Genomic DNA, 23,801 nt, shown 5'->3' with positions numbered 1-23,801 from the left:
AGCCTGCTCGCGAATGCGGTTTAACATTCAACATTGATGTTGGCTGACACACCGCTTTCGCGAGCAGGCTCGCTCCCACATTCGATTCGGTTACGACAGGGAGTAATCGTTATTCGTTATTTCCCGCCGCTACCCGCCACGCTCTCACCGCCCCGGGTCAGGTAATAAGCACCGAGAATCGGCAGCATGGTCACCATCATCACCAGCATCGCGACAACGTTGGTCACTGGCACGTCCCGTGGGCGGCTGAGCTGGTTGAGCAGCCACAGCGGCAGGGTGCGTTCATGGCCGGCGGTGAAGGTGGTGACGATGATTTCGTCGAACGACAGCGCAAACGCGAGCATGCCGCCGGCCAGCAACGCCGAGCCAAGATTCGGCAGGACGATGTAACGGAAGGTCTGCCAACCGTCGGCGCCGAGGTCCATCGACGCTTCAATCAAACTGTGCGAAGTGCGGCGCAAACGGGCGATGACGTTGTTGTAGACGATCACCACGCAGAAGGTCGCGTGGCCGACGATGATGGTGAGCATCCCCGGTTCGATCCCCAGTGTCTTGAAGGTCGCCAGCAACGCGATCCCGGTGATGATCCCGGGCAACGCAATCGGCAGGATCAGCATCAACGAGATGCCTTGCTTGCCGAAGAAATCCCGCCGGTACAACGCCGCCGACGCGAGGGTGCCGAGGACCATCGCAATCAGTGTCGCGATGGCGGCAATTTCGGCCGACAACTTGATCGCTTCCAGTACATCGGGCCGAGAAAACGCCACGCTGAACCAATGCAGGGTGAAGCCCTTGGGTGGAAAGCTGAACGCCGCTTCTTCGGTGTTGAAGGCGTAAAGGAAGATGATCAGGATCGGAAAGTGCAGGAACACCAACCCGCCCCAGGCTGCGATTTTTAATCCGATAGAAGCCTGCCCCTGTGATGAAGAGTCAGAGTGCATCGAAGGCCCCCAGTCGTTTGACGATAGTCAGGTAAATGGCGATTAACACAATCGGCACCAATGTGAAGGCCGCGGCCATCGGCATGTTGCCGATTGCGCCCTGCTGCGCGTAAACCATGCTGCCCACGAAGTAACCCGGCGGGCCCACCAGCTGCGGCACGATGAAGTCGCCCAGGGTCAGCGAAAAGGTGAAGATCGAACCAGCCGCGATGCCTGGAATCGACAGCGGCAGAATCACCTGCATGAAGGTCTGGCGTGGCTTGGCACCCAGGTCCGCAGACGCTTGCAACAACGACGGCGGCAGGCGTTCCAGCGAAGCCTGGATTGGCAGGATCATGAACGGCAGCCAGATGTAGACGAACACCATGAAACGGCCCAGGTGCGAGGTCGATAAAGTGCTGCCGCCTACGCCGGGAATGCCCAGCACGAATTGCAACACCGGCTCCAGCCCCAGGTGTTGAACGAACCACTGCGCGACGCCGCCCTTGGCCAGCAGCAAGGTCCAGGCATACGCCTTGACGATGTAACTGGCCCACATCGGCAGCATCACCGCGATGTAGAAAAACGCCTTGGTTTTGCCAGTGGTGTAACGCGCCATGTAATAGGCAATCGGGAACGCGACGATCGCGCTGGCGAGCGACACGGCGACGGCCATGCTCAGCGTGCGCAGGATGATGTCGAAGTTCGACGGCTGGAACAGCGCTGCGAAGTTCGCCAGGGTCAGGTCGGGGGTGACCGCCATGGTGAAGTCATCGAAGGTGTAGAAGCCTTGCCACAGCAGCACCAGCAGCGAGCCGAGATAAATTGCACCGAACCACAGCAGCGGCGGCACCAGCAGCAGGGACAGGTAAAAATTCGGTCGGCGATACAGCAGGTTGGAAAACCTGCGCAACGGCGAACCGCCGGCCGGGGTTTGAGGGATAGCCACGCTGGTCATCTCACACCCCACCGACAACGTTGTCGTGCAGCGGGACCATCGCCTCGCGCGCCCAGCGTGCGCTGATGCGTTGCCCGGTCTGGTGCTGGGCGCTGACGTCCAGCCACTGCACGTTGGCCTGGCTGATGTTCAGGGTCTGGCCGTTTTCCAGTTTCAGTTCATAGCGCGTGGCGCTGCCCTGGTACTGAATGTCGTGGAGCAAGCCGCTGACTTCAATCTCGTGGCTGGCCAGCGGGCCTTCGGCAAAACGCACGTGTTCCGGGCGAATCGAAAACGGCTGTGGATTGCCACTCAATTGCTTGGCCAGATCGCCGCGAATCACGTTGGACGTGCCGACGAATTCCGCGACGAACGTGGTGGCCGGTTTCATGTACAGGTTACGCGGGGTGTCGACCTGCTCGATGCGTCCTTTGTTGAACACTGCCACACGGTCGGACATCGACAGCGCTTCAGTCTGGTCGTGGGTGACGAAGATAAAGGTGATGCCGAGCTGGCGTTGCAGCTTCTTCAACTCACTCTGCATCTGTTCGCGCAGCTTCAGATCGAGAGCGCCCAACGGCTCGTCGAGCAGCAGCACGCGAGGGCGATTGACCAGGGCGCGGGCCAGGGCCACACGCTGGCGCTGGCCGCCGGACAGTTGCACCGGTTTGCGCTCGCCGTAACCGCCGAGGGCAACCATGTCGAGGGCTTCTTCGGCACGTTTCTGCCGTTCGGCTTTACCGACGCCTTTGACTTTCAAGCCATAGGCGACGTTGTCGAGCACGTTCATGTGCGGGAACAGCGCGTAATCTTGAAACACCGTGTTGACGTCACGCTCATACGGCGGCAGTCCGGCGGCTTCCTCGCCATGAATTCGGATAGAGCCAGCGCTCGGTTGTTCGAAACCGGCGATCAGGCGCAAACAGGTGGTTTTGCCCGAGCCGGAAGGGCCCAGCATGGAGAAGAACTCGCCGTCCTGGATATCGATGGAAACCCGGTCAACGGCCTTCACTTCGCCGAACTGACGGGAAACGTTGGTGAACTGGACTGCAAGCGTCATGGTGCGGTGCTCCAAAAAGGCGAGGGCCGTCACAGCGGCCCTGCCTGGACTTCTGAAAAATCTGAATCAACTTTCTGGTTGGAAAACTTATTGTGGCGAGGGAGCTTGCTCCCGCTGGAGTGCGCAGCACTCCCAAAAGGACTGATGCGGTCTCTCTGATAGACCGCATTAACTGGTTTTGGGGCAGCTTCGCCACCCAGCGGGAGCAAGCTCCCTTGCCACAGGGGCCGGTGGGTTAGCGGCCGCCCATAATCGCGATGTAGTCCTGGGTCCAGCGGCTGTAAGGCACGAACTTGCCCCCTTCAGCCTGCGGGGTTTTCCAGAAGGCGATTTTCTCGAACTGGTCGAAGCCGTTGGTCTTGCAGCCTTCGGCACCCAGCAATTCACTGCCGGTACAGGCCGCTGGCACCGCTGGCAACGAACCGAACCAGGCCGCCACATCACCCTGGACTTTCGGTTGCAGTGACCAGTCCATCCATTTGTAAGCGCAGTTCGGGTGCTTGGCTTCGGCGTGCAACATCGTGGTGTCGGCCCAACCGGTGGCGCCTTCTTTCGGGATGGTCGAGGCGATCGGTTGTTTCTCGTTGATCAGGCCGTTGACCTGATACGGCCAGGCGCTGGACGCGACCACGCCTTCGTTTTTGAAGTCACTCATCTGCACGGTGGTGTCGTGCCAGTAGCGATGGATCAACGGCTGCTGGGCGCGCAACAGATCGAGTACCGCCTTGTACTGGGCTTCGGTGAGTTGGTACGGGTCCTTGATGCCCAGTTCCGGCTTGGTGCTTTTCAGGTACAGCGCCGCGTCGGCGATGTAGATCGGGCCGTCGTAAGCCTGCACGCGGCCCTTGTTGGCCTTGCCGTCCGGCAGGTTCTGCGCATCGAACACCACGCCCCAGCTGGTCGGCGCAGTTTTGAATACGTTGGTGTTGTACATCAGCACGTTCGGGCCCCACTGATACGGGGTGCCGTAGGTCTGCTTGTTGACCACGTACCACGGCGCATCTTTGAGGCGTGGGTCGAGGCTTTTCCAGTTCGCAATCAACGCGGTGTTGATCGGCTGCACACGCTTGCCGACGATCAACCGCAACGAGGCATCGCCTGACGCCGTCACCAGGTCATAACCGCCCTTGGCCATCAGGCTGACCATTTCATCGGAAGTCGCCGCAGTCTTCACATTGACCTTGCAGCCGGTTTCCTTCTCGAAACCGGTCACCCAGTCGTAGGCCTTGTCGCTTTCGCCACGTTCGATGTAGCCGGGCCACGCCACGATATCCAGCTGGCCTTCGCCGGCACCGACGGCTTTCAGTGGTTCGGCGGCCTGGAGACTGGCGCTGGCCAGCAGCGCCGTGGTGATTGCACTGAGCAGTGCGGTCTTGTGCACGAACATGGGGATTCCCTCTTCTTTAATTATGGTCGGGGCAGTTGTGAACGTGGTGAAGCATGCCGTTAGCGGCTTGTTATTAGCGTAGTCAGAGATGCTGTCCGTGGCGCGCCATGATGTGCCGCACCACGCTGTAGTCCTGAAGCGAATCGCTGGATAAGTCTTTGCCATACCCGGACCGCTTGAGGCCGCCGTGGGGCATTTCGCTGACCAGCATGAAATGGCTGTTGATCCAGGTGCAGCCGTACTGCAACCGCGCCGCGACCTGCATGGCCTTGTCGAGGTTCTGCGTCCAGACCGAGGAGGCGAGGCCGTATTCCGAATCGTTGGCCCAGTCCACGGCTTGTTCGAGCTGATCGAAACGGGTCACGGTGACCACCGGCCCGAATACTTCGCGCTGGACGATCTCGTCGCTCTGCTTGCAACCGGCCAGCAGCGTCGGCTGGTAATAGAAGCCGGCACCGGAATGCACCGCCGCGCCGGTCACCCGCTCGATGTGCGGCTGGCCGAGGGCGCGCTCGACGAAACTGGCCACGCGGTCGCGCTGGCGGGTGCTGATCAGCGGGCCGATTTCGTTGTCGGCGTCGCGTTTACCGGCAAAGCGCAGGCTGCTGACCGCCGCGCCGAGTTCCGCCACCAGGCGGTCGTGAATCCCGGCCTGTGCATAAATCCGGCAAGCCGCGGTGCAATCCTGCCCCGCGTTGTAATAACCGTAAGTGCGCACGCCTTCGACCACGGCTTGAATGTCGGCATCGTTGCAGACGATCACCGGCGCTTTGCCGCCGAGCTCAAGGTGCGTGCGCTTGAGGGTTTTTGCTGCAGCCTGGAGGATTTTCTGCCCGGTGACGATATCGCCGGTCAGCGACACCATGCGCACTTTGGGATGGCTGACCAAGTGGCTGCCGACGCCTTCGCCGCCGCCGCAGACGATGTTGATCACGCCGCGTGGAAGGATCTCGGCCAACGCCGGCGCCAGGGCCAGAATCGACAGCGGCGTGTGTTCGGACGGTTTGAACACCAGCGTATTGCCGGCGGCGAGGGCCGGGGCGATTTTCCACGCGGCCATCATGATCGGGTAGTTCCACGGCGCAATCGAGGCGACCACGCCAATCGGATCGCGCCGGACCATGCTGGTGTAGCCCGGCAGGTATTCGCCGCTGAGCTGGCCGGTCTGGCAACGCACGGCGCCGGCAAAGAAGCGGAACACATCGACCGTCGCGCTCAAGTCGTCCTGACGGGCCAGGTGCAACGGTTTGCCGCAATTCAGCGATTCGAGTCGGGCGAGGAGGTCGGCTTGTTTTTCGATGGCGTTGGCGATGTCCAGCAACAGGTTCGAGCGTTGCTGCGGTGTGGTCCGCGACCAGCCGGCAAAGGCGCGGTGGGCGGCAAGGATGGCGGCTTCGACTTGCTCGGTGCTGGCTTCGGCGATGTGAGTCAGCACTTCCCCGGTGGCGGGGTTGAGGATCGGCTCGACAAAACCCTGACCCGCGACCAATTCGCCATCGATCAACAACGCGGTGAACAACGGGGTCTGCGCGCCAGCCATTTTTCGGGTTCTCTTTTCTTGTGTGGCCATGGTGCTCCCAGTGACTGGGCCCGGCCGTCTTATTGATTGAGCAAGACTAGTGCGCGGGCCCGAGGTCGACAAATTCTAAATACTGAAGGTGGCGTTCGATTAAATAGATGGCTTGCGCCCGCCGTGGGGTTGTTCGCGGGCCACGGTCAAAAACGGGTCCACCAACGCCGGACGCGCCGTGCCACGACGCCATGCCAGGCCGACGTCGAGGGTCTGGCTCAGGTCGGCAATCGGGCGGGCTTCGATGATGTCGCCCTCCAGTGACCAGGGGCGGTAGGTCATGTCGGGCTGGATCGATACACCCAGACCTGCGGCCACCAGGCTCCGAACGGCTTCCGTCGACGCGGTTTTCAGGGTGATGCGCGGTTGCAGCCCGGCACCGCTCCACATGCGGTGGGCGTTGCGGTCCATTTCGTCGACGTTGAGCTGAATCAGTGGTTCGCGGGCCACATCGGCAAGGTTGATGCTGTCGTGTTCCAGCAGCGGATGCTGAGCCGGCAACCACAACCGGTGGGGCGAATGAGTCAGCACTTCAGTCTGCAAGGCATGGCGGTCTTCGAGGTTGGACAGGATCAGCACGCCGACATCGATCTCACCGCTGACCAGCAAATGTTCGATGTACGGGCGCTCATCCTCCATCACCCGAATCTCGACATTGGGGTAGGCGCGCTGGAAACGGGTGAGCAAATCCGCAAGGTAATAACCGGCCACCAGGCTGGTCACGCCGATGATCAGCTGCCCGGCGACCTGATCGGTGCTTTGTTGCAGGCTGCGTTTGGCGTTGTCCACCGTGGCCAGAATCAGGTGCGCCTGGCGCAGGAATTGGTGGCCCTGATGGGTCAGGCTCATGCCCTTGGCGTGTCGGTTGAACAGGCCGACGCCAATCTCCTCTTCCAGTTGCTGGATCGCCAGGGTCAAGGTTGATTGGGAAATGAACGCGGTTTGCGCGGCGGCGGAGATCGATCCGGTCTCGGCCACGGCGATGAAGTGACGGATCTGACGCAAGGTCATCATGGGGAGTTACCCGGTGGGCGGTTTTTATAGATTCGCTTGAGTGTATATCGCTTTAATCGATGGCCCGTTTTTTTCAGGCAACATCCAGAAGCACTCTCGTCCCCGGTCGCCGGGCACTTTCGTTCTAGGCTGGTGGCCTTATGTGTCCGGTTAACCCCTTTCGTGGAGGCGGCAAAATGAATACGCGTGGATTGCTCGATCAACTACTCAAGTCCGGTCAGGACCTGATGAAGAACAAGGCCGGCGCAAATCAAAACAAGTCGTCCAGCGGTGGATTGGGCGGATTGCTCGGTGGCAGCGGTGGTTCGGGCGGCCTCGGCGGTTTGCTCTCAGGCGCGGGCGGTGGTGCCTTGGCGGCTGGTGCCATGGGCCTGTTGCTCGGCAGCAAAAAGGCCCGCAATGTCGGCGGCAAAGTCGCCATCTACGGTGGTCTCGCGGCGCTCGGCGTGATTGCCTACAAGGCTTACGGCAACTGGCAGGCCCAGCAGGGCACCGCGCCGAAGACCGAGCCGCAAACACTCGACCGCCTGCCACCTGCGCAGGTTGAGTTGCACAGCCAGGCGATTCTCAAGGCATTGGTGGCTGCGGCCAAAGCCGATGGCCACGTTGATGATCGCGAGCGTGCATTGATCGAAGGCGAATTCACCAAGCTCGACAACGATCAGGAATTGCAGCAGTGGCTGCATGCCGAACTCAGCAAGCCGCTCGACCCGACAGAAGTCGCCCGCGCGGCCAGCACGCCGGAAATGGCGGCTGAGATGTACATCGCCAGCGTGATGCTGGTGGATGAGGAGAGCTTCATGGAGAAGTCCTACCTGGATGAACTGGCACGGCAGTTGAAGCTGGAGCCGGGATTGAAGGCGGAGCTGGAAAAGCAGGTGCGGCAGGCTTCCCTTTAATTGCGCAGTCAGGTCAGTTAAACCGTGTCATCGTTTTTCGCGAGCAGGCTCGCTCCCACAAAGGACCGCGTTCGATTGATCAACCCGGTCAATGGAGCGAGCCTGCTTGCGAAGGCGTTTGCTTGTCTCATCCCGTGATCCATTCACCGCACGCGCCTGCCAATTCGCTTTCATCGCGACGAAATAGAAGCATGACACCCGTCTTATAAATGAAACACCCTCAGCTATACTCCCCGGCATTTGAATCGCCCGAGGATTGACCCGTGAAGAACTGGACGTTGCGCCAACGCATCTTGGCGAGCTTTGCGGTGATTATCGCCATCATGTTGTTGATGGTGGTTGTCTCCTATTCGCGGCTCTTGAAGATTGAGGTCAGCGAAGCCAGTGTGCGTGAGGACGCGTTGCCCGGGTTGTATTACAGCTCGATGGTTCGCAGTGCCTGGGTCGACACGTACCTTCGAACCCAGGAGATGCTCGGTTTGAAAGAGGGGCAGGGTTTCAGCGCAGAAGAAGCCGACAGCTTCAAAAGCTTCGAAGCTCATCTGCAGGAGCAAATGAAGAACTACCAGGCCACCGTCACCACGGATGAAGACAAGGTCGAATACGCCGTTTTTGAAAAACTCCATGCCGATTACAACAAGGTCCTGGCCGCTGTGCTCGACTTGCACAAGCGCAATCAGGGAGCCGACGCGATCAAACTGTTCAACGAGCAACTGACCCCGGCCTGGACCGCAGGTCGCATGAAGCTCAATGACATCATCCGCGAAAACAAAGCGGTCGCCGACCAGGACATCGCGGCCATTGATGACGCCGTGATCACCGCGAAAGTCATCATGGGCATTTCCCTGTTGGTCGCGGTATTGGCCGCCGGCCTCTGCGGTTTGCTGTTAATGCGCGCGATCATGGCGCCGATGAACCGGATTGTGCAGATCCTCGAAATCATGCGCACTGGTGATCTCAGCGGCCGTCTGAACCTGGAACGCAAAGACGAATTCGGGGCCGTGGAAACCGGCTTCAACGACATGATGACCGAACTCACCTCGCTCGTGTCCCAGGCCCAACGCTCCTCCGTCCAGGTCACCACGTCGGTGACCGAAATCGCCGCCACCTCCAAGCAACAACAAGCCACCGCCACCGAAACCGCCGCCACCACCACCGAAATCGGCGCGACGTCCCGCGAAATCGCGGCCACCTCCCGTGATCTGGTGCGCACCATGACCGAAGTCTCCACCGCCGCCGACCAGGCCTCGGTCGCGGCCGGGTCCGGGCAGCAAGGCCTGGCGCGCATGGAGGAGACCATGCACTCGGTGATGGGCGCGGCCGATCTGGTCAACGCCAAACTGGCGATCCTCAACGAGAAGGCCGGCAACATTAACCAGGTGGTGGTGACCATCGTCAAAGTCGCCGATCAGACTAATCTGCTTTCTCTGAATGCCGCGATCGAAGCCGAAAAGGCGGGTGAATACGGGCGCGGATTTGCCGTGGTCGCCACCGAAGTGCGGCGTCTGGCGGATCAGACCGCCGTGGCCACGTATGACATCGAGCAAATGGTCCGTGAAATCCAGTCGGCGGTGTCGGCCGGGGTCATGGGCATGGACAAGTTCTCCGAAGAAGTGCGGCGCGGCATGTCTGAAGTGCAACAGGTCGGCGAGCAGTTGTCGCAGATCATCCACCAGGTTCAGGCGCTGGCGCCGCGGGTGTTGATGGTCAACGAAGGCATGCAGGCGCAGGCCACCGGCGCCGAACAGATCAACCACGCGCTGGTGCAGTTGGGTGATGCCAGCAGCCAGACCGTCGAGTCCCTGCGCCAGGCCAGTTTCGCCATTGACGAGCTGAGCCAGGTGGCCGTCGGGCTGCGGGGCGGCGTCTCGCGATTCAAAGTCTGATGAGCGAACTCGCGGCCAAACACAGCACGGTGATGCCGGCCAGACAGGCGTTGTTTCTGCTGTTTCGCATCGGCAACGAGCGTTATGCCTTGCAGGCGCGCGAGGTGGCCGAGGTGCTGCCGCGTCTGCCATTGAAGCCGATTGCCAAGGCGCCTGACTGGGTCGCCGGGGTGTTTGCCTATCGCGGCGCGGTGGTGCCGGTGATCGACCTCAGCGCGCTGACCTTTGGCGAGCCGGCGCAATCGCGCACCAGCACACGGCTGGTGCTGGTGCACTATTGGCCGGACGAGCAGACGCCTTCACAGTTGCTCGGACTGATTCTTGAGCAGGCCACCGACACCTTGCGTTGCAATCCGGCGGACTTTAAGCCCTATGGCCTGGACAATCGCCAGGCGCCGTACCTGGGGCCGGTCCGTGAAGATGCCCAAGGCTTGCTGCAATGGGTGCGGGTGGCCGATCTGCTCGATGAACAGGTGCGCGCGCTGCTGTTTCCTTCGCCACCGCTGGCCCCGGCGCTGCTTGAGGATGGGCCATGAGCAGCGATCAGCGGTTCTTCGATTTCCTCAAGGAACGCATCGGCCTCGACGTGACGTCGGTGGGGCCGGCAATCATCGAGCGCGCGGTGCGCCAGCGCAGCACCGCCTCCAGGGTGCTGACGGCCGATGAGTATTGGCACACATTGCAAGGTTCACAGGACGAACAGCAGGCGTTGATCGAAGCGGTGATCGTTCCCGAGACCTGGTTCTTCCGCTACCCGGAATCCTTCGCAACCCTGGCGAAACTGGCCATCCAGCGTTTAGCCGACATCAATTACATGCGCGCGCTGCGGATTCTCAGTCTGCCGTGCTCCACGGGCGAGGAGCCGTACTCCATCGCCATGGCCTTGCTCGATGCCGGACTCAAGCCGCATCAGTTCAAGGTCGAAGGCATGGACGTCAGCCCGCTGTCGGTGGAAAAAGCCAAGCGTGCGCTGTACGGCAAGAATTCGTTTCGTGGCCAGGACGTCGAATTTCGCGAGCGGCATTTCAGCGCCGAAGAAGACGGCTACCGCCTCAACGAGCGAGTGATTGAACAGGTGCGTTTGCAAGTCGGTAATCTGCTGGATCCGGCGCTGCTGGCCAGCGAGCCACCCTATGATTTTGTGTTCTGCCGCAACCTGCTGATCTATTTCGATCTGCCTACCCAGCAACAAGTCTTCGAAGTGCTCAAGCGCCTGACCCATGTCGACGGCGTGCTGTTTATCGGCCCGGCCGAAGGCAGTTTGCTCGGTCGATTCGGCATGCGCTCGATTGGCATCCCGCAGTCGTTTGCCTTCAGTCGTCAGCGTGCGCCCGAGCCTCTGCCAGTCTTTGTTCCGACACCGCTGCCAGTGCGTCAGCCGGTGCGTAGCGTGACTCCGCCGCCCGTGCGCCATCGTCCGTTCGCAACGCTCACTCCGCCGGCCGTCACGCCAAAAGCTTCGGACGCTGCCGCCTTGCTGGCCAACATCGCTGCCCTCGCCAACGAAGGCAAAAGTGCCGAAGCTCGCGCCGCCTGTGAAGGTTATTTGCGCAGCCACGAGCCTGTGGCCCAGGTGTTTTATTGGCTGGGGTTACTCAGCGATGTCGCTGGTCGAGCCCTCGAAGCCCAGGGATTTTATCGCAAGGCCCTGTACCTCGAACCGCAACATCCCGACGCGTTGATGCACCTGGCAGCCTTGCTGCAATCCCAGGGCGACACGGCGGGTGCGAAAAGATTGCAGGACCGCGCCGCCCGCAGCGAACGCGCCGCCGACAGTGAGCGTAAACGATGAACGCCTCCGACACTTTGAACCTCACCCATAAAGATGCCCAGGCCATCGATGACTGCTGGAACCGCATCGGAATCCACGGCGACAAGTCCTGCCCGCTGCTGATCGAACACATTCACTGCCGCAACTGCGCGGTGTATTCCGCCGCGGCCACGCGCTTGCTCGACCGCTACGCCTTGCAACAGGACGATCGCGAGCAGGTCTCGGTGGCGGTGGAAATCGACGTGAAAACCCGCTCGCTGCTGATGTTTCGACTTGGCGAAGAATGGCTGGGCCTGGCCACTCGCAGCCTGGTCGAAGTGGCACCGCTGCAAGCGATTCATTCGTTACCGCACCAGCGCTCTCGGGCCTTGCTCGGCGTGGCGAATGTGCGCGGTGCGTTGGTGGCGTGCCTGTCGCTGGTGGAACTGCTCGGTCTCGATGGCACTGCCAGCGTGACGTCAGGCGCGCGCGTGATGCCGAGGATGCTGATCATCGCCGCCCACGGCGGGCCAGTGGTGGTGCCGGTGGACGAAGTGGACGGGATTCACGCCATCGACGAGCGCATTCTCGAGGCCGCCTCGCAGTCCGGCACCCAAGCCAGCGCCAGATACACCCGGGGCGTGTTGCAATTCAAGGGGCGCAGCCTGCGTTGGCTGGATGAAGAACAGCTATTGTCCGCCGTGACCCGGAGCCTCACATGACCCCCGAGCAAATGCGCGACGCCTCGTTGCTGGAGCTGTTCAGCCTCGAAGCCGAAGCCCAGACCCAAGTGCTGAGCGCAGGTCTTCTGGCGCTGGAACGCGATCCGACCCAGGCCGATCACCTCGAGTCGTGCATGCGCGCGGCTCACTCGCTCAAAGGCGCGGCGCGGATTGTCGGGGTTGATGCCGGCGTCAGCGTCGCCCATGTGATGGAAGATTGCCTGGTCAGCGCGCAGGAAGGGCGCCTGTACCTGCGGCCCGAGCACATTGATGCCTTGCTGCAAGGCACTGATTTGCTGATGCGCATTGCGACGCCGAGTAACAATCCCGAATCGGCGGATATCGAGGCCTATGTGGCACTGATGGCGCGGTTGCTGGATCCAAATGCGCTGGCCGCGCCGATCAGCACGCCGATCGCCCCGTTCATGACCGAGTCCGAGCCGGAGCCTGAAGCACTCGCGCCCAAAGTCGAGGAACTGATTCCGGTCGCCGAACCGCCACCCGTCGAACCGCCGAGAAAGCTCCGGCGCACCACTGAAAATGGCGAACGCGTGTTGCGCGTCACGGCCGAACGCCTGAACAGCCTGCTCGACCTGTCGAGCAAGTCCCTGGTGGAAACCCAGCGACTCAAGCCGCACCTGGCCACGATGCAACGCCTCAAGCGCATGCAGAACAATGGCCTGCGGGCGCTGGAAAACCTCAACGTCCACCTCAAGGAACATGCCTTGAGCCTCGAAGCTCAGGAGGCCCTGGGCGATGCCCGGCGGCTGCTGGCCGAAGCGCAGCAATTGCTGGTGGAAAAAAACGCCGAACTGGACGAGTTTGCCTGGCAGGCCAGTCAGCGGGCGCAGGTCTTGTACGACACTGCGCTGGCCTGTCGCATGCGGCCGTTTGCCGACGTGTTGAGCGGGCAAGTGCGCATGGTCCGCGACCTCGGTCGCAGCCTCGGTAAACAGGTGCGGCTGGAGATCGAGGGCGAGAAAACCCAGGTCGATCGCGACGTCCTGGAAAAGCTCGAAGCGCCGCTGACGCATTTGCTGCGCAACGCTGTCGATCACGGCATCGAATCCCCCGAGCAGCGTTTGCTCGCCGGCAAGCCTGAAGAAGGGCTGATTCGTCTGCGCGCCTCTCATCAAGCCGGTCTGCTGGTGCTGGAATTGAGCGATGACGGTCACGGCGTCGATCTGGAAAAGGTCCGTCGCAGCATCATCGCGCGGCAATTATCCCCGGCTGAAACTGCCGCGCAGCTCAGTGAAGAAGAGTTGCTGACGTTCCTGTTTCTGCCGGGTTTCAGCCTGCGCGACCGGGTCACCGAAGTGTCCGGTCGCGGTGTCGGCCTGGACGCGGTTCAGCACATGGTCCGTCAGTTACGCGGCGCGGTGGTGCTGGAGCAGACCGCAGGCGAGGGCAGCCGCTTTCATCTCGAAGTGCCGCTGACGCTGTCGGTGGTGCGCAGTCTGGTGGTGGAAGTCGGTGACGAGGCGTATGCGTTCCCGCTGGCGCACATCGAGCGCATGTGCGACCTGGAGCCGGCGGACATTGTGCAGGTCGAAGGGCGCCAGCACTTCTGGTACGAAGGCCGGCATGTCGGGCTGGTCGCTGCCAGTCAGCTGTTGCAGCGTCCGACGGGTGCGAGCAGTCAGCAAACCCTGAAAGTCGTGGTGATCCGCGAGCGCGAGGCGATTTACGGGGTGGCGGTCGAGCGGTTTATCGGCGAGCGGACATTGGTCGTATTGCCGCTGGACGAACGTCTGGGCAAGGTGCAGGACATTTCCGCCGGGGCCTTGCTCGACGACGGGTCGGTCGTGCTGATCGTCGACGTCGAAGACATGCTGCGCTCGGTGGACAAGCTGCTCAACACCGGGCGTCTGGAGCGGATTGCCCGTCAGGGCAGCCAGGCCGTCGAAGCGGCCCGCAAACGGATTCTGGTGGTCGACGATTCGTTGACCGTTCGCGAGTTGCAGCGCAAGTTGCTGCTCAATCGCGGCTACGACGTGGCCGTAGCGATCGACGGTATGGATGGCTGGAACGCGCTGCGTTCGGAGGATTTCGATCTGCTGATCACCGACATTGATATGCCGCGCATGGACGGCATCGAACTGGTGTCTTTACTGCGCCAGGATAATCGCCTGCAATCGCTGCCGGTTATGGTGGTGTCCTATAAAGACCGCGAAGAAGACCGTCGTCGTGGACTGGACGCCGGAGCCGACTATTATCTAGCCAAAGCCAGTTTTCATGACGACGCCCTGCTTGATGCAGTGGTTGAGCTCATCGGAGGAGCGCGGGCATGAAAATAGCGATCGTCAACGACATGCCCATGGCGGTTGAGGCCCTGCGCCGCGCCCTGGCATTCGAACCGGCGCATGAAGTGGTCTGGGTCGCCGGCAATGGCGCGGAGGCGGTGCAGCGTTGCGCCGAAAATACCCCGGACCTGATCCTGATGGACCTGATCATGCCAGTGATGGACGGTATCGAGGCCACCCGGCGGATCATGGCCGACACTCCCTGCGCCATCGTCATTGTCACGGTTGACCGTCAGCAGAACGTGCACCGGGTGTTCGAGGCCATGGGCCACGGTGCGCTGGACGTGGTCGACACCCCGGCCCTCGGTGCCGGCAATGCCCAGGAGGCCGCAGCGCCGTTGTTGCGCAAGATCATGAACATCGTCTGGCTGATTGGTGACAAGGGCAATCGTGAGCGATCGGCCCCCAGCCCGCTGCGTAGCTCGGCCTCGCGCCAGCGCCTGATTGCGATCGGCTCGTCGGCAGGCGGCCCAGCGGCGCTGGAAGTCTTGCTGAAAGGTCTGCCACGGGATTTTTCGGCCGCGATCGTGCTGGTGCAACATGTTGACCAGGTGTTCGCCGCCGGCATGGCCGAATGGCTCAGCAGCGCCAGCGGCCTGAAGGTGCGCCTGGCTCAGGAAGGCGAGCCTCCTTTGGCCGGCACAGTGTTGCTGGCGGGCACCAACCACCATATTCGCTTGCTGAAAAACGGCACGCTGGCCTATACCGCCGAACCGGTCAACGAGATCTATCGGCCCTCGATCGACGTGTTTTTCGAGAGCGTGGCCAGTTACTGGAATGGCGATGCCGTGGGCGTATTGCTCACCGGCATGGGACGCGACGGCGCGCAGGGGCTTAAACTCATGCGCCAACAGGGCTACCTGACCATCGCGCAGGACCAACAAAGCAGTGCGGTTTACGGAATGCCGAAAGCGGCAGCGGCCATCGACGCCGCCGTGGAAGTTCGCCCACTGGACAAGATAGCGCCACGATTGCTGGAGATTTTCCCAAAATGAAGACTTTTCGCAGCAATCCTGGCCCAAGCAGTATTCAGGTGACCGCACATGACTGACCTACAGCTCGACGACTTCAAGACCGACGAAAACGCCGCCATGGTGTTGCTGGTGGACGATCAGGCGATGATCGGCGAGGCGGTGCGTCGCGGGTTGTCGAATGAAGACAATATCGACTTCCACTTCTGCGCCGATCCACACCAGGCCATTGCGCAGGCGATCCGCATCAAGCCAACGGTGATCCTGCAGGATCTGGTGATGCCCGGGCTGGACGGCCTGAGCCTGGTACGTGAGTACCGTAATCATCCGGCGACCAAGAACATTCCGATCATTGTCCTGTCGACCAAGGAAGACCCGCTGATCAAGAGCGCGGCGTTCGCGGCCGGGGCCAATGATTACCTGGTCAAGCTGCCGGACAACATCGAGCTGGTGGCGCGAATTCGCTACCACTCGCGGTCCTACATGACGCTGTTGCAGCGCGATGCGGCCTACCGCGCGTTGCGGGTCAGCCAGCAGCAGTTGCTCGACACCAACCTGGTGTTGCAGCGGTTGATGAACTCCGACGGCTTGACCGGGCTCTCGAACCGCCGGCACTTCGACGAATACCTGGAGCTGGAATGGCGCCGCTCCCTGCGTGATCAGAGCCAGCTGTCGCTGCTGATGATCGATGTCGACTACTTCAAGTCCTACAACGACAGCTTTGGCCACCTCGAAGGCGATGAAGCCCTGCGTAAAGTCGCGACCGCGATTCGCGACGCGAGCGCCCGGCCCTCGGACCTGCCAGCCCGTTACGGCGGGGAAGAGTTCGCCTTGGTGTTGCCCAACACCACGCCGGGCGGGGCGCGGCTGGTGGCGGAAAAACTCCGCCTCACCGTGGAAGCGCTGAAGATTCCGCACATTGTCCCCAGCGAAGGCTCTGGCCTGACCATCAGCATCGGCCTGTCGACCATGATCCCGCAGCCGGGCAGCGATTGCCGGCAACTGATCTCGGCGGCGGACAAGGGGCTTTACCTGGCGAAGAACAATGGGCGCAATCAGGTGGGCATCGAGTAGCGGACGACCGAGATTGCGAATATTGATCTCTTGGATGGCAAATACCCCCAGTGGCGAGGGAGCTTGCCCCGCTGGGCCACGAAGCGGCCCCTCTTCTGCGCAAAAAGAAGGGGACTGCTGCGCAGTCCAACGGGAGCAAGCTCCCTCGCCACAGATTACTCGGCGTCCGCTTTAATCATTCGCCCCTAAAGCCGCCAGGCGGGCTGCCGTGACAGCTTGATTACGTTATACTCGCCGGCTTTCAAAAGTTCGCCAACGAGTGCTGCCCGCCATGGAAATCAACCCGATCCTTAACAGTATCAAGGACCTGTCCGAGCGCTCCGAAACTATTCGGGGGTATCTTTGACTACGATCAAAAGCATGAGCGTCTGACTGAAGTCAATCGCGAGCTTGAAGATCCGGCTGTCTGGAACAACCCGTCGTACGCTCAGGAACTGGGCCGCGAGCGGTCGCTGCTGGCTCAGATCGTCGAAACTCTCGACGAAATGCACAGCGGTCTGGCCGATGCCAAAGATTTGCTGCTGATGTCCGCCGAAGAAGAAGACCAGGCCGCCGTCGATGACGTCGCTGCCGAAGTCGAGCGCCTGCGCGAGTCGCTGGAAAAACTCGAATTCCGTCGCATGTTCAGCGGTGAGATGGACGCCAACAACGCCTACCTGGACATCCAGGCCGGCTCCGGCGGCACCGAGGCCCAGGACTGGGCCAACATCCTGCTGCGCATGTACCTGCGCTGGGCTGACAAACGCGGTTTCGACGCGACCATCATGGAACTGTCGGCCGGTGAAGTCGCCGGGATCAAGGGCGCCACGGTCCACATCAAGGGCGAATACGCCTTTGGCTGGCTGCGCACCGAGATCGGCGTGCACCGTCTGGTGCGCAAGAGCCCGTTCGACTCCGGCAACCGCCGCCACACCTCGTTCTCGGCCGTGTTCGTGTCGCCGGAAATCGATGACAACATCGAAATCGACATCAACCCGTCGGACCTGCGCATCGACACCTACCGCTCCTCCGGTGCCGGTGGTCAGCACGTAAACACCACCGACTCGGCCGTACGTATCACCCACGTACCGACCAACACCGTGGTCAGCTGCCAGAACGAACGCTCCCAGCACGCCAACAAAGACACCGCGATGAAAATGTTGCGGGCGCGCTTGTACGAGCAGGAAGTGCAGAAACGCAACGCCGCCTCCCAGGCCCTGGAAGACACCAAGTCGGACATCGGCTGGGGTCACCAGATTCGCTCTTACGTGCTCGATGCGTCGCGAATCAAGGATTTGCGCACTAACATCGAACGCAGTGACTGCGACAAGGTGCTCGACGGCGATATCGACGAATACCTGGTGGCCAGCTTGAAACAAGGGCTTTAACGCACGCCCTGCGGGGGTCAATACGACCCTGTAGGAGCGAGGCTTGCCCGCGAACCCCGGCGAATGCCGGGGGCAACGAACCTGATGGAATATTTAAAGACATGAGCGACCTACAACTCGACCCGCAAGCCCTGCAACAGGAAGAAAACTCCCTGATCGCCCTGCGCAAGGAAAAGCTTGCTGCCGAGCGCGCCAAGGGCAATGCCTTCCCCAACGACTTCCGCCGCGACAACTACTGCGAAGACTTGCAGAAACAGTACGCGGACAAGACCAAGGAAGAGCTGGCAGAGGCTGCAATCCCGGTCAAGGTTGCCGGTCGCATCATGCTCAACCGTGGCTCGTTCATGGTGATCCAGGACATGACCGGGCGCATCCAGGTTTACGTCAACCGTAAGACCCTGTCCGAAGACACCTTGGCCGCGGTGAAGACCTGGGACATGGGCGACATCATCGCAGCCGTTGGTACCCTGGCCCGTTCCGGCAAGGGCGACCTGTACGTTGAAATGACCGAAGTGCGCCTGCTGACCAAGTCGCTGCGCCCGCTGCCGGACAAGCACCACGGCCTGACCGACACCGAGCAGCGCTACCGTCAGCGTTACGTTGACCTGATCGTCAACGAAGAAGTGCGCCAGACCTTCCGCGTTCGTTCCCAAGTGATCGCGCACATCCGCAGCTTCCTGATGAAGCGTGACTTCCTCGAAGTCGAAACGCCGATGCTGCAAACCATCCCGGGTGGCGCAGCAGCCAAGCCGTTCGAGACGCACCACAACGCGCTGGACCTGGAAATGTTCCTGCGTATCGCGCCTGAGCTGTACCTCAAGCGCCTGGTGGTTGGCGGTTTCGAGAAAGTGTTCGAGATCAACCGCAACTTCCGTAACGAAGGCGTTTCGACGCGTCACAACCCTGAATTCACCATGTTGGAGTTCTACCAGGCGTACGCCGACTACGAAGACAACATGGACCTGACCGAAGAACTGTTCCGCGAACTCGCGCAGCTGGTCCTGGGCAGCACCGACGTGCCGTATGGCGACAAAGTGTTCCACTTCGGCGAACCGTTCGTGCGTCTGTCGGTGTTCGACTCGATCCTCAAGTACAACCCCGAGCTGACCGCTGACGACCTGACGGACATCGAGAAGGCTCGCGCCATCGCCAAGAAGGCCGGCGCCAAGGTGCTGGGCTTCGAAGGTCTGGGCAAGTTGCAGGTGATGATTTTCGAAGAACTGGTCGAGCACAAGCTGGAGCAGCCGCACTTCATCACTCAGTACCCGTTCGAAGTGTCGCCGCTGGCCCGTCGTAACGACGACAACCCAAGCGTCACCGACCGTTTTGAACTGTTCATCGGCGGCCGTGAAATCGCCAACGCCTACTCCGAGTTGAACGACGCGGAAGACCAGGCCGAGCGCTTCATGGCGCAGGTGGCCGACAAGGACGCGGGCGACGACGAAGCCATGCACTACGACGCCGACTTCGTTCGCGCGCTGGAGTACGGCATGCCGCCAACGGCCGGTGAAGGGATCGGTATCGATCGTCTGGTGATGTTGTTGACCAACTCACCGTCGATCCGCGACGTGATCCTGTTCCCGCACATGCGGCCACAAGCGTAAGTGTTTCAATAAAAAAGCCGCCTATAACAGGCGGCTTTTTATTGCCTGTCTGGTACAAACGTATCAAATGGTTACTTTTGAAGTTAGAGAGGAATACCTGTCGTGAACCGTGCAATTGCTCAAGAAGGTGCAGCGGGCGTCGCCACTGCGGTCGCTGAAAGCGTTCAGTACCAGGGCCGCAAGGCCAGCCGACAGGGCAGCGAGCAGCGTCGACAGGACATTCTCGATGCGGCGATGCGCATTGTCGTGCGCGATGGCGTGCGGGCCGTGCGTCACCGAGCGGTAGCGGCCGAGGCCGGTGTGCCGCTGTCGGCCACCACTTATTACTTCAAGGATATCGATGACTTGCTCACCGATACCTTCGCCCAGTACGTGGAACGCAGCGCCGCGTTCATGGCCAAGTTGTGGATCAATAACGAGGGCCTGCTGCGCGAGATGGTGGTCAGCGGCGACGGCAGCCCCGAGTCGCGCTCGCAGCTGGCGGACGACATTGCGCGGTTGATGTCGGACTACGTTCACCGGCAGCTGATCAACCGTCGGGAGCACTTGATGGCCGAACAGGCGTTCCGCCAGGAAGCGCTGCTGAACCCGCGCCTTGCTGAGCTGGTACGTTCACATCAGCAGATTCTGCTCCAGGGCACATGCCAGCTTTTCCAGGTATTGGGTTCGCGCGAACCACAACAGGATGCCAAAGTGTTGACGGCGATTATCGGACGGATGGAATATCAGGGCCTGCTCAACGACGCCGAGCCTGTCGCCGAAGCCGAAATGCTCGGTATCCTGACCCGCTACATGCATTTGGTATTGGCGTCGGTGTAATTCCTGCGGGGCACTCGACCCTGTAGGAGCGAGGCTTGCCCGCGAAGGCGGTATAACATTCAACCTATGTGTTGACTGACACAACGCCTTCGCGGGCAAAACTCGCTCCTGCAAGGTCGGTGACCATTCGGGGCTGTGTGTTCATAGGGAGTGTTGAATGAAAGCCTGGCGTGTCGTTGTGATCGCCTTGTCGTTCCTGCTGCTCAGTGGCTGTCTGGTGACCTTCAGGGACCCACTGCCCGCCAGCGACCCCGCGCCCAAAGGTCTGCTCGGCAAATGGACCAGCACCAACGCCTGGGGCGAGCCGATGAACCTGGAGCTGACCCGTCTGGGCGACAGTCGTTACCAGGCGGTCAGCTACCTCAAGGCCAAACCCAAAGAGCGCGAGGCCTACCCCTTTACGGTGTCGCGCCACGGCAGCCGCTGGTACCTGTCGGCGAAGGTGCCGGCGCAGTTCGGCGGGCATTTCATCATCGCCGGGTTTGAACTGACCGATAAGCACGAATTGGTGGTCTACAACCTCGATCTCGAACAGATCAATCAAGCCCTCGGACAAAAAGTCCTGAGCGGTGAAGGTTTCGAGACCGATGATGGCGACGGCGTATTGATCAATAGCAGCATGGATCAGGTCTTTGCCTACCTGGATGACCCGGCCAATTCCGATGTCTTCGTCGAGGCCGTGCGCTATCAGCGCCTGGCCAAAGCCAACGTTAAATAAAGCCAGCACCTAACGGTTTTTCTACAGGAGTTTCGGGTGGACGATTACCAGCAGACGATACGCATTTTGTCCGATCGCATTGTGCTGGCGCAGACGCCGATTCGCGTCCTCGATGCGGTCAAGTGGGACGACAGCATCCGCAAGGGGTTCCTCAAGGCCAAGGGCAAGGAAATGCCCGCTGTAGATCGCGATTATTACCTCAATCGGCCGCTGTCGTTCGATTCCAGCAAAGTGAAGCTGGAGTTCCAGAACATTGAGCGTGACATCACCCGTCAGCTCGGCCAGTTCAACCCGGTCGGCCAAATCATGCGGCGCATGTGCAAGGAATACCGGATGGTGGTGCGCATGCTCGAAGCGCGCGGCACCGAAGATTTCGGCCTGATTTCCCAGGAGTTGTACGGCGCTGCTTCCGACGCGTTCCATGCCGGTGACCCGACCCTGTCCGACCTCGGCCTGATGCTCTCCGATTACCTGAACAACATCGATGGCCGGGGTGACCTGAAGGACGAGCCGAAAATCCTCACCGCCAAGGATGCCGTGCATTTGTTGCAAACCCGGCTGAGCAAAGTGTTTGGCGAGGCCGAAGAGACCATTCGGGTGTTCGAGTCCGACGGCATTGTCGCCGATGCGGCGGCCGGCGCCGACTACATCAAGATTCGCACCGACGCGATGTTCAACGAACGTGACGTGCGCGCCCTGGAAGTTCATGAAGGGCTGGTCCACGTCGGCACCACGCTCAACGGGCTGAACCAGCCGATCTGCACCTTCCTGTCCAAAGGCCCGCCGTCGTCGACGGTGACCCAGGAAGGGCTGGCGATCCTGATGGAAATCATCACCTTCGCGTCCTACCCGAGCCGCCTGCGCAAACTGACCAACCGCACCCGGGCCATTCACATGGTGGAGGAGGGCGCGGACTTCTTGCAGGTCTTCGAATTCTTCCGCGAGCAAGGCTTCGAAATGGCCGAAAGCTACGGCAATGCCAGCCGGGTGTTCCGTGGTTCGATACCGACCGGCCTGCCCTTTACCAAAGACTTGTCCTACCTCAAGGGCTTTATCATGGTTTACAACTACATTCAGTTGGCCGTGCGTAAGGGCAAGCTTGAACAGATTCCACTGCTGTTTTGCGGCAAGACCACGCTGGAAGACATGCGTACCTTGCGTCAGTTGGTGGACGAAGGGCTGGTGGTGCCGCCGAAGTATTTGCCGGATCAGTTCCGCGACCTGAACGCACTGTCGGCGTGGATGTGCTTCTCCAACTTCCTCAACCACCTGAGCCTGGACCGGATAGAAGCGGATTACTCCAACATTCTCTAACGATCACGAAATCCCCTGTGGGAGTGAGCCTGCTCGCGATAGCGGCCGAACATTCAACATTGATGTTGTCTGACACACCGCCTTCGCGAGCAGGCTCACTCCTACAGGGGAATGTGTTTCAACTCCAATTCTTGCGAGGTTTCAACGGATGAGAATCCTCGGCATCCTTTGCCTTCTTCTGACCCTGAGCGGTTGCAGCTCCCTGCTGTTCTACCCCGAGCCGGGCCAACTGTTCACCCCGGAAAAAGCCAAGCTCGACTACCGCGAAGTGACCCTGACCACCGCCGATGGCCTCAGGCTGAACGCCTGGTGGCTGCCGGCGAAAAAAGGTGTCGAGGTCAAGGGCACGGTGCTGCATCTGCACGGCAATGGCGGCAATCTGCCGATGCATCTGGGCGGCAGTTGGTGGTTGCCGGAGGAAGGCTATCAAGTGCTGTTGATCGATTATCGCGGTTACGGGTTGTCCGAAGGCGAACCGAGTCTACCGGCGATATATCAGGACATCGACGCCGCGTTCAAGTGGCTCGACCAGGCACCGGAAGTCAAAGGCAAGCCGTTGATCCTGCTGGGCCAGAGCCTCGGCGGTTCCATGGCGGTTCACTACCTGGTCCAACATCCCGAACGGCAGAAACAACTCAAGGCTTTCGTCCTCGACGGCGTGCCCGCCAGTTATCGCAGCATCGGCCGGTTCGCCCTGAGCAATTCCTGGCTGACCTGGGCGTTCCAGGTGCCGCTCTCGTGGCTGGTGCCGGACGGTGACAGCGCGATTAACTCCATGGCGCAGCTCAACGACGTACCGAAACTGATCTACCACAGCATCGACGATCCGATCGTGCCCCTTTCCAACGGCATCCGTCTGTATCAAGCTGCGCCGCCGCCACGCGTGCTGCAATTGACCCGCGGTGGTCATGTGCAGACATTTGCCGACCCGGTCTGGCGCAAGGTCATGCTGCGGTATCTCGACGACCCGCAGCATTTCAACGGCCTGCGCCGCTTGGGTGAAATCCCCAACTACCCGGCACCCCCGAATTCAGAAGATGAACCATCAGAGAGTCCGCAATGAGTGAAGAACGTAACGCCATCCCGCTGATCATCACCGGTATCTGCAGCATCCTCGGCACGGTGGGTGCCCTGTGGTTCTACGGCTACCTGCACTTCGCCAAACCGGAAGATGCGCTGCTGCTCAGCGACTTCACCATGATCAAGACCGTGCCGGGAGAGGACTACAAAGTCTCCCTGGAGCCTGCCTCGCAAGTGGCCCAGTGCATCGATGGCGTGCTGGTGATGTTTGACACTGAACAGAAAGGCCTGACGGGCGTCTTGGTCAACAACAAGAAAAAAGCCGTGCGCTGCATGGGCGAAGAAACTCCGCAGAAGCTGGAGCAGTAACCCGGTCCTGCATTCACTGAAGATCCTTGTAGGCGTGAGCCTGCTCGCGATAGCGGTTTAGCATTCAACACTTCTGTTGTCTGACACACCGCTATCG

Annotated in this window: 21 protein-coding genes; 15 read left to right on the top strand and 6 right to left on the bottom strand. The window is 60.8% G+C overall.

Annotated elements, in window-relative coordinates:
• Positions 1-116: 116 nt before the first annotated feature.
• From QMX98_RS18175 to QMX98_RS18150, 6 genes are all read right to left on the bottom strand, one after another.
• Positions 117-941 carry an ABC transporter permease gene (locus tag QMX98_RS18175; protein ID WP_282411179.1) on the bottom strand — a complete coding sequence of 275 codons (825 nt, stop codon included), beginning with the start codon at positions 939-941 and terminating at the stop codon, positions 117-119.
• Positions 931-1,878: an ABC transporter permease gene (locus QMX98_RS18170; protein WP_077748299.1), complete on the bottom strand. Its 948-nt coding sequence runs from the start codon at positions 1,876-1,878 to the stop codon at positions 931-933. Before QMX98_RS18170 ends, QMX98_RS18175 begins: the two co-directional genes overlap by 11 nt.
• 1 nt (position 1,879) lies before the next feature.
• A complete protein-coding gene (locus QMX98_RS18165) occupies positions 1,880-2,917 on the bottom strand; it encodes an ABC transporter ATP-binding protein (protein WP_010462946.1) in 1,038 nt (345 codons plus the stop codon).
• Between the two features lie 235 nt (positions 2,918-3,152).
• On the bottom strand, positions 3,153-4,304 hold the full coding sequence (gene ydcS, locus QMX98_RS18160; RefSeq protein WP_282411178.1) for a putative ABC transporter substrate-binding protein YdcS: 1,152 nt from the start codon (positions 4,302-4,304) through the stop codon (positions 3,153-3,155).
• A gap of 82 nt (positions 4,305-4,386) precedes the next feature.
• Positions 4,387-5,874, bottom strand: coding sequence for a gamma-aminobutyraldehyde dehydrogenase (locus QMX98_RS18155; RefSeq protein ID WP_077748302.1), 1,488 nt, complete (start codon positions 5,872-5,874; stop codon positions 4,387-4,389).
• Between the two features lie 99 nt (positions 5,875-5,973).
• A complete protein-coding gene (locus tag QMX98_RS18150; RefSeq protein ID WP_010462940.1) occupies positions 5,974-6,888 on the bottom strand; it encodes a LysR family transcriptional regulator in 915 nt (304 codons plus the stop codon).
• Positions 6,889-7,064: 176 nt separating this feature from the next.
• Here QMX98_RS18150 and QMX98_RS18145 point away from each other — a divergent pair, with 176 nt between their 5' ends.
• The 15 genes from QMX98_RS18145 (at position 7,065) to QMX98_RS18075 (ending at position 23,704) form a co-directional block, all read left to right on the top strand.
• The gene (locus QMX98_RS18145; protein ID WP_010462938.1) at positions 7,065-7,787 is read left to right on the top strand and encodes a tellurite resistance TerB family protein; all 723 of its coding nucleotides are present in this window, start codon (positions 7,065-7,067) and stop codon (positions 7,785-7,787) included.
• 263 nt (positions 7,788-8,050) lie between these two features.
• Positions 8,051-9,673, top strand: a complete 1,623-nt coding sequence (locus QMX98_RS18140; RefSeq protein ID WP_010462936.1) for a methyl-accepting chemotaxis protein — start codon at positions 8,051-8,053, stop codon at positions 9,671-9,673.
• Positions 9,673-10,209, top strand: a complete 537-nt coding sequence (locus tag QMX98_RS18135) for a chemotaxis protein CheW (protein WP_200667786.1) — start codon at positions 9,673-9,675, stop codon at positions 10,207-10,209. The genes QMX98_RS18140 and QMX98_RS18135 overlap by 1 nt, the downstream gene beginning before the upstream one ends.
• Positions 10,206-11,465 (top strand): CheR family methyltransferase, encoded by a 1,260-nt coding sequence (locus QMX98_RS18130; protein WP_282411177.1) that lies wholly within the window; start codon positions 10,206-10,208, stop codon positions 11,463-11,465. The genes QMX98_RS18135 and QMX98_RS18130 overlap by 4 nt, the downstream gene beginning before the upstream one ends.
• The gene (locus QMX98_RS18125; RefSeq protein ID WP_010462930.1) at positions 11,462-12,145 is read left to right on the top strand and encodes a chemotaxis protein CheW; all 684 of its coding nucleotides are present in this window, start codon (positions 11,462-11,464) and stop codon (positions 12,143-12,145) included. The genes QMX98_RS18130 and QMX98_RS18125 overlap by 4 nt, the downstream gene beginning before the upstream one ends.
• A complete protein-coding gene (locus tag QMX98_RS18120) occupies positions 12,142-14,436 on the top strand; it encodes a hybrid sensor histidine kinase/response regulator (RefSeq protein WP_282411176.1) in 2,295 nt (764 codons plus the stop codon). The genes QMX98_RS18125 and QMX98_RS18120 overlap by 4 nt, the downstream gene beginning before the upstream one ends.
• The gene (locus QMX98_RS18115) at positions 14,433-15,443 is read left to right on the top strand and encodes a chemotaxis response regulator protein-glutamate methylesterase (RefSeq protein WP_282411175.1); all 1,011 of its coding nucleotides are present in this window, start codon (positions 14,433-14,435) and stop codon (positions 15,441-15,443) included. Before QMX98_RS18120 ends, QMX98_RS18115 begins: the two co-directional genes overlap by 4 nt.
• Before the next feature lie 48 nt (positions 15,444-15,491).
• A complete protein-coding gene (locus tag QMX98_RS18110) occupies positions 15,492-16,493 on the top strand; it encodes a diguanylate cyclase (RefSeq protein WP_010462924.1) in 1,002 nt (333 codons plus the stop codon).
• A gap of 271 nt (positions 16,494-16,764) precedes the next feature.
• A protein-coding gene (gene prfB / locus QMX98_RS18105) for a peptide chain release factor 2 (protein ID WP_102593528.1) occupies positions 16,765-17,860 on the top strand; the annotation gives its coding sequence in 2 pieces (ribosomal slippage) (positions 16,765-16,836 and positions 16,838-17,860; 1,095 coding nt in all).
• 101 nt (positions 17,861-17,961) lie between these two features.
• A complete protein-coding gene (gene lysS, locus QMX98_RS18100) occupies positions 17,962-19,464 on the top strand; it encodes a lysine--tRNA ligase (RefSeq protein ID WP_010462916.1) in 1,503 nt (500 codons plus the stop codon).
• Positions 19,465-19,566: 102 nt separating this feature from the next.
• Positions 19,567-20,283 carry a TetR family transcriptional regulator gene (locus QMX98_RS18095; protein ID WP_010462913.1) on the top strand — a complete coding sequence of 239 codons (717 nt, stop codon included), beginning with the start codon at positions 19,567-19,569 and terminating at the stop codon, positions 20,281-20,283.
• 157 nt (positions 20,284-20,440) lie between these two features.
• The gene (locus QMX98_RS18090) at positions 20,441-21,001 is read left to right on the top strand and encodes a hypothetical protein (RefSeq protein WP_077748307.1); all 561 of its coding nucleotides are present in this window, start codon (positions 20,441-20,443) and stop codon (positions 20,999-21,001) included.
• 36 nt (positions 21,002-21,037) lie between these two features.
• Positions 21,038-22,315, top strand: coding sequence for a flavohemoglobin expression-modulating QEGLA motif protein (locus QMX98_RS18085; protein ID WP_010462909.1), 1,278 nt, complete (start codon positions 21,038-21,040; stop codon positions 22,313-22,315).
• A 148-nt stretch (positions 22,316-22,463) separates the two neighbouring features.
• Positions 22,464-23,378, top strand: coding sequence for an alpha/beta hydrolase (locus QMX98_RS18080; protein ID WP_154503267.1), 915 nt, complete (start codon positions 22,464-22,466; stop codon positions 23,376-23,378).
• Positions 23,375-23,704 (top strand): hypothetical protein, encoded by a 330-nt coding sequence (locus QMX98_RS18075; protein ID WP_010462905.1) that lies wholly within the window; start codon positions 23,375-23,377, stop codon positions 23,702-23,704. Before QMX98_RS18080 ends, QMX98_RS18075 begins: the two co-directional genes overlap by 4 nt.
• Positions 23,705-23,801: the final 97 nt, after the last annotated feature.

Source organism: Pseudomonas sp. PS02303, from assembly GCF_029959925.1.
Taxonomy (GTDB): Bacteria; Pseudomonadota; Gammaproteobacteria; order Pseudomonadales; family Pseudomonadaceae; genus Aquipseudomonas; species Aquipseudomonas mandelii.
This window is presented reverse-complemented; position numbering and strand designations above follow the sequence as displayed.